Genomic DNA, 6917 nt, shown 5'->3' with positions numbered 1-6917 from the left:
CCAACGCCACGCCCTGGCCGTCCCGGCCGGCGAACGCCGCCGGCTCACCACCACGCTGACCCCCACCCGCCGAGGCGACCGGCACGCGTACCGGGTGACCGTGCGCTCGGTCGGCCCCTTGGGCATGGCCGCCCGCCAAGGCTCGCACGACATCCCGTGGCGGGTGCGCGTCCTGCCCGGCTTCCCGAGCCGCCGACTGCTCCCCGCCAAGCTCGAACGGCTCCGCGAGCTGGACGGCCGCTCGGCCCTGCTCACGCGCGGCGCCGGCACCGAGTTCGACAGCCTGCGCGAATACGTCCCCGGCGACGACGTGAAGTCCGTCGACTGGCGCGCCTCCGCCCGCAACCAGGGCGTCGTGGTGCGCACGTGGCGCCCGGAGCGCGACCGGCACGTGCTCGTAGTCCTGGACACCGGCCGAACCTCCGCGGGCCGCATCGGCGACATCCCCCGCCTGGACGCCGCGATGGACGCGACCTTGCTCCTGGCCGCGGTGGCGAACCGCGCGGGCGACCGCGTCGACCTCCTCGCGTACGACCGCAGGGTCCGCGCCGAGGTCCGCCGAGCCCCCAGGAACGCCATCCTCCCCGCCTTCGTCCAGGCGATGGCCACGCTCGAACCCGAACTCGTCGAACCCGACGCCCCGGGCATGACAGCCGAAATCCTCCGCCGCTCGCCGAGGCGCTCGCTGATCGTGCTGATCACGGGCCTGGAGAAGGAAGCGGTACAGGAGGGCATTCTGCCGATCCTGCCGCAGTTGACGACCCGCCACGCGGTGGTCGTGGCGGCCGTCGCCGACCCGGCGATCACCGCGATGGCGGCCCGTCGCGGCGACCCGGCGTCGGTCTACGAGGCCGCAGCCGCGGAAAAGGAACTCGCGGAGCGCCGAGCCACCGCGGCGGACCTGCGCCGAAAGGGCGTCACGGTCGTCGACGCCGCACCGACCACACTCGCCTCGGCGTTGACGGACACATACCTCGCCCTGAAACTCGCCGGCCGACTGTAACCGTCGACTCGTTCTCGGTAAGTCGCCTGCGCACTTCACCGAACCGGTCCAAGGGCGTCACCGGCAGGGAAATGCGACACCCACGAACACGGCCCCCCCGATGCGACCCGCAAAGCAATCCGTAAGCGTTCTCGGAAAAACGAACAAGAGCCCCGCCGAGACGGCGGGGCTCTTGTCGTCGGACTGTCGTTCTCAGACCGCTGTTCTCAGACCGTTGCGCTCAGGCCGCTCTTTCTCCGGCCGTCGTTCTCAGGTCCTTGTCGTCGGTCGGGATCAGGCTTGCGTACGACCGCGACGCTTGTTCAGGTACAGCGCCCCGCCACCGGCGGCCAGCAGCGCGACGGCCACGCCGGCGATGACGACGGTGTTGGAGTCGTCGCCACCGGTGTTGGCGAGGTCCTTGGAGTCACTCACGGGCACGACCGGGAGCCACGGGACCACGATCGGCTTGTCGTCCGTACCGGGCACCACGATCGGCTTGGCCGGAGTGGTGGGCTTCGACGTGGGCTCGGGAGCCGACGCGGACGGCGAAGCCGTGGCGGAAGCCGACGTCGACGGCACCGACGTGGTCGGCGGCGTGGTGGTGGACGGCGCGGTGGTCGACGGCACCGTCGGGGGCGCGCTCGTGGGCGGCACGGTCGGCGGGGCCGAGGTCGGCGGCACGGTCGGCGGAGCCGTCGTGGCCGGGGTGGTCGGCGGGGCCGTCGTGGGCGGCACGGTCGGCGGAGCCGAGGTCGGCGGGACCGTCGGCGGAGCCGTCGTGGCCGGGGTGGTCGGCGGAACCGTGGTCGGCGGGGTGGTCGGCGTGGTCGGCGTCTCGACGCAGTCGAGCTTGCCGGTGTAGGTCTGGGTGTAGCCGACCGGACCGGTCACCTTGATGCTGTAGTCGCTGTCCTCGACGACCTTCACGAACTGCGTCTTGGACGAGTTGGCCGGCACCTGCACCTTGGTGCTGTTGACGGTGAAGTCCGCCTGCGCGTCACCGGCGTTCGTCAGGGTGATCGTCACACCGCCCTGGACACACTCTTCCTTGGCAGCGGAAGACGGAACGGGAACGGCTTGGTGGCTCCAGTTGACCGAGGCCGACGCGCTCACCGAGAACGGCTGCGAGCCGGCCGTGATCAGGGTCTGCGAGTGCTTGCGGTCCTTGGCCACGAAGACCCGGCCGATGTTGACGCCGGCCTTGGTGGTGGCCGAGATCTCGGCCTTGCCGGGCTGCTGGCTCTTGGGCACCTTGACGAACAGGTCGGTGCCGTTGGCCGCGGTGGTGATCGCGTTGCCGTCCTTGCCGACCAGCGACACGCCCGCCGGCACGGTGCCGTTGAGCTTGACCGCCACCGGCTCGGTCGACGTGGTCTTGACGGTGACCGGCCCGACGCCGGGAGTGTCACCGTCCTTGCCGCTCTTCGTCGACGGCGACAATTCGAGCGATGCGCCCGGCTCGTTCGGCTGGCCCGCGTTGGCGCCACCCGTCAGGTACTTGTAAAGCGCCACAACGTCATCGTCGTTCCAGCTCGACGCGTCGACGCCGTTGCTGTAGTGCCAGATCGCCGCCTGCGTGGCCGCGACGGCCTCCTTGGCGGAAAGCTTCTCGTTCTTCTTCAAGCCGGCGGCCTTGCCCAAGGCCGTGAGGTCGTTCACCTTCGGGTACGAGTTGTTCAGCACCCAGTTGATCTTCGCGACCTTCGCGGTGTCCTTGAGCCAGGAGTCGGCCCAGGTCCCCTCGCGATAGTCCACATTGCCGTTGACGCCGGTCTCGAGGTCGATGCAGTACACCAGCACCTCGGGAGCACCGGGCTTGGTGCCGAGCACCATCAGCTCGGTCGTCTGGGACCCCTGGCCCTTCAGAACGACCGAACTCTCCGTGCCCGCGACGTGCCCCTGGAAGCGGAGAGCCGCCGGGTCGGCATAGGCGGCAGGCGACAGGCCGATGACGGCTACCGCAGCCAGGCCGGTGACGACACCGATCGACCCCGCGCGGGTTATGACCCGCTGTGTCCGAAACATAGGAAAACGTATCTCCTCAAGAAAAGAAGGCGGCCCCGTTGCCCGGGCTTGTCACCGGGCACCCCACCCCTGGGCCGCTGAAGGCAAGAATCGTGACAATGCCTTCGCCAGTCAATTCGTGAAGGCAACAACTTTGTCCCGATTCCCAACCCTTGAGACATCTCTTATTGAGTCGACTAATTGCTTATTAGTATTTGTCCCGATTAATGACGAGTATCCGGCCGCTCGGCGCCGTTTCACCCACACAAGACCGGTTGGACTGTGGGCGAACTCACGCCCTCCCGGGAAACGCAAAAGGCCCGCCCCCGTAAAGGGGACGGGCCTTCCACACGTAAATTCCGGCGGCGTCCTACTCTCCCACACCCCTTCGAGTGCAGTACCATCGGCGCTGGAGAGCTTAGCTTCCGGGTTCGGAATGAGACCGGGCGTTTCCTCTCCGCCAAGACCACCGGAAAACCATCGAACCTCGATATCAACCGAGACAACGGCGAACCAGAAATCACATGCGGTGATTCAATTACCAAACAGGGTTCCCCGAAACCGATTGCGGTTCGGGAACCACACAGTGGACGCGTAGCAACTGAGGACAAGTCCTCGGCCTATTAGTACCGGTCAGCTCCACCCCTTACAGGGCTTCCACACCCGGCCTATCAACCCGATCGTCTCTCGGGGGCCTTACCCGACCTAAATCGGTGGGAGTCCTCATCTCGAAGCAAGCTTCCCGCTTAGATGCTTTCAGCGGTTATCCCTCCCGAACGTAGCCAACCAGCCATGCCCTTGGCAGAACAACTGGCACACCAGAGGTTCGTCCGTCCCGGTCCTCTCGTACTAGGGACAGCCCTTCTCAAGACTCCTACGCGCACAGCGGATAGGGACCGAACTGTCTCACGACGTTCTAAACCCAGCTCGCGTACCGCTTTAATGGGCGAACAGCCCAACCCTTGGGACCTACTCCAGCCCCAGGATGCGACGAGCCGACATCGAGGTGCCAAACCATCCCGTCGATATGGACTCTTGGGGAAGATCAGCCTGTTATCCCCGGGGTACCTTTTATCCGTTGAGCGACGGCGCTTCCACAAGCCACCGCCGGATCACTAGTCCCTGCTTTCGCACCTGCTCGACCTGTCGGTCTCACAGTCAAGCTCCCTTGTGCACTTACACTCGACACCTGATTGCCAACCAGGATGAGGGAACCTTTGGGCGCCTCCGTTACCCTTTAGGAGGCAACCGCCCCAGTTAAACTACCCACCAGACACTGTCCCTGATCCGGATCACGGACCCAGGTTAGACATCCAGCACGACCAGAGTGGTATTTCAACGACGACTCCACCTTGACTGGCGTCAAAGCTTCACAGTCTCCCACCTATCCTACACAAGCCGAACCGAACACCAATATCAAGCTATAGTAAAGGTCCCGGGGTCTTTCCGTCCTGCTGCGCGAAACGAGCATCTTTACTCGTAGTGCAATTTCACCGGGCCTGTGGTTGAGACAGTCGAGAAGTCGTTACGCCATTCGTGCAGGTCGGAACTTACCCGACAAGGAATTTCGCTACCTTAGGATGGTTATAGTTACCACCGCCGTTTACTGGCGCTTAAGTTCTCAGCCTCGCCCCGAAGAGCTAACCGGTCCCCTTAACGTTCCAGCACCGGGCAGGCGTCAGTCCGTATACATCGTCTTACGACTTCGCACGGACCTGTGTTTTTAGTAAACAGTCGCTTCTCGCTGGTCTCTGCGGCCACCACCAGCTCGGAGAGCACGTCTCCTCACCAACAATGGCCCCCCTTCTCCCGAAGTTACGGGGGCATTTTGCCGAGTTCCTTAACCACAGTTCACCCGAACGCCTTAGTATTCTCTACCTGACCACCTGAGTCGGTTTGGGGTACGGGCCGCCCTGACACTCGCTAGAGGCTTTTCTCGGCAGCATAGGATCATCCACTTCCCCACAATCGGGTCGGCATCAGGTCTCAGGCTCGTGTTGTGCGGATTTGCCTACACAACGCCCTACACCCTTACCCCGGGACTACCACCGCCCGGGCTGGACTACCTTCCTGCGTCACCCCATCGCTCACCTACTACCCGATTGGTTCGGCGGCTCCACCAAAACCGTTCACCCGAAGGATCCCGGCGGCTTCACGGCCTTAACATCACGAGGTTCGGCGCTGGCGCGTCAAAGCGGGTACGGGAATATCAACCCGTTGTCCATCGACTACGCCTGTCGGCCTCGCCTTAGGTCCCGACTTACCCTGGGCGGATTAGCCTGCCCCAGGAACCCTTGGTCATCCGGCGCACACGTTTCTCACGTGTGATTCGCTACTCATGCCTGCATTCTCACTCGTGCAGCGTCCACCACTGGTTTCCACCGCGGCTTCACTCGCTGCACGACGCTCCCCTACCCATCCGTACGCCTGAACCACGAAGGCTTGGCTTAATGCACGAATGACACGACTTCGGCGGTGCGCTTGAGCCCCGCTACATTATCGGCGCGGAATCACTTGACCAGTGAGCTATTACGCACTCTTTCAAGGGTGGCTGCTTCTAAGCCAACCTCCTGGTTGTCTGTGCGACTCCACATCCTTTCCCACTTAGCGCACGCTTGGGGGCCTTAGTCGGTGCTCTGGGCTGTTTCCCTCTCGACCACGGAGCTTATCCCCCGCAGTCTCACTGCCGCGCTCTCACTTACCGGCATTCGGAGTTTGGCTTATCTCAGTAACCTGGTGAGGCCCATCAACAATCCAGTGCTCTACCTCCGGCAAGAAACACACGACGCTGCACCTAAATGCATTTCGGGGAGAACCAGCTATCACGGAGTTTGATTGGCCTTTCACCCCTAACCACAGGTCATCCCCCAGGTTTTCAACCCTGGTGGGTTCGGGCCTCCACACGGTCTTACCCGCGCTTCACCCTGCCCATGGCTAGATCACTCCGCTTCGGGTCTTGGGCGCGCGACTCAATCGCCCTGTTCGGACTCGCTTTCGCTACGGCTTCCCCACACGGGTTAACCTCGCCACACACCGCAAACTCGCAGGCTCATTCTTCAAAAGGCACGCAGTCACGGCCACCCGCGCAAGCACGAATGACGACGCTCCCACGGCTTGTAGGCACACGGTTTCAGGTACTATTTCACTCCCCTCCCGGGGTACTTTTCACCTTTCCCTCACGGTACTAGTCCGCTATCGGTCACCAGGGAATATTTAGGCTTAGCGGGTGGTCCCGCCGGATTCACACGGGATTTCTCGGGCCCCGTGCTACTTGGGAAATGCGCAAGCAAGCCGTACATGTTTCGTCTACGGGGGTCTTACCCTCTACGCCGGACCTTTCGCATGTCCTTCGACTACACATACGGTTTCTGACTCGCCGACCGGCCGGCAGACCGATCAAGCACACTCCCACGACCCCAACCACGCAACCCCTGCCGGGTATCACACGTGACTGGTTTAGCCTCATCCGATTTCGCTCGCCACTACTCTCGGAATCACGGTTGTTTTCTCTTCCTGCGGGTACTGAGATGTTTCACTTCCCCGCGTTCCCTCCACACACCCTATATATTCAGGTGCGGGTGACAGCCCATGACGACTGCCGGGTTTCCCCATTCGGACACCCCCGGATCACAGCTCGGTTGACAGCTCCCCGGGGCCTATCGCGGCCTCCCACGTCCTTCATCGGTTCCTGGTACCTAGGCATCCACCGTGCGCCCTTAACAACTTGGCCACAGATGCTCGCGTCCACTGTGCAGTTCTCAAACAACAACCGATTCCCACGAACATCCGAACAGGCCTACCGGAACAAACCGTCCGGTGGTTCACCATTCGTCCGAGGATCGGAACCTTCCCGAGACAACAGACCAGCCCCAACACGCCTTGGCGTGTGGGGCCGGGCCCGTTCCCTCAGGACCCAACAACGTGCCCG

Annotated in this window: 2 protein-coding genes and 2 rRNA genes; 1 reads left to right on the top strand and 3 read right to left on the bottom strand. The window is 63.3% G+C overall.

The genetic code is table 11. The annotated features are described in order from the left end of the window. On the top strand, positions 1–1003 hold a 1003-nt coding region (locus tag GT354_RS38295; RefSeq protein WP_161360994.1), incomplete at its 5' end, for a DUF58 domain-containing protein. Between the two features lie 273 nt (positions 1004–1276). Here the strand turns inward: GT354_RS38295 and GT354_RS38290 are convergent. The 3 genes from GT354_RS38290 to GT354_RS38280 all read right to left on the bottom strand — a co-directional run bounded on the left by GT354_RS38290 (position 1277) and on the right by GT354_RS38280 (position 6719). Then, on the bottom strand, positions 1277–3010 hold the full coding sequence (locus GT354_RS38290) for a thioester domain-containing protein (protein WP_161360993.1): 1734 nt from the start codon (positions 3008–3010) through the stop codon (positions 1277–1279). Positions 3011–3346: 336 nt separating this feature from the next. Continuing rightward, positions 3347–3463, bottom strand: a 5S ribosomal RNA gene (rrf, locus tag GT354_RS38285). A gap of 129 nt (positions 3464–3592) precedes the next feature. Beyond that, positions 3593–6719 (bottom strand): 23S ribosomal RNA (locus GT354_RS38280). Between the last annotated feature and the right edge of the window lie 198 nt (positions 6720–6917).

The organism is Streptomyces sp. SID3343, from assembly GCF_009865215.1.
In the GTDB taxonomy this organism is placed as follows: Bacteria; Actinomycetota; Actinomycetes; order Streptomycetales; family Streptomycetaceae; genus Embleya.
The sequence above is the reverse complement of the archived record's forward strand: the minus strand, read 5'-3'. Positions and strand labels throughout refer to the sequence as shown.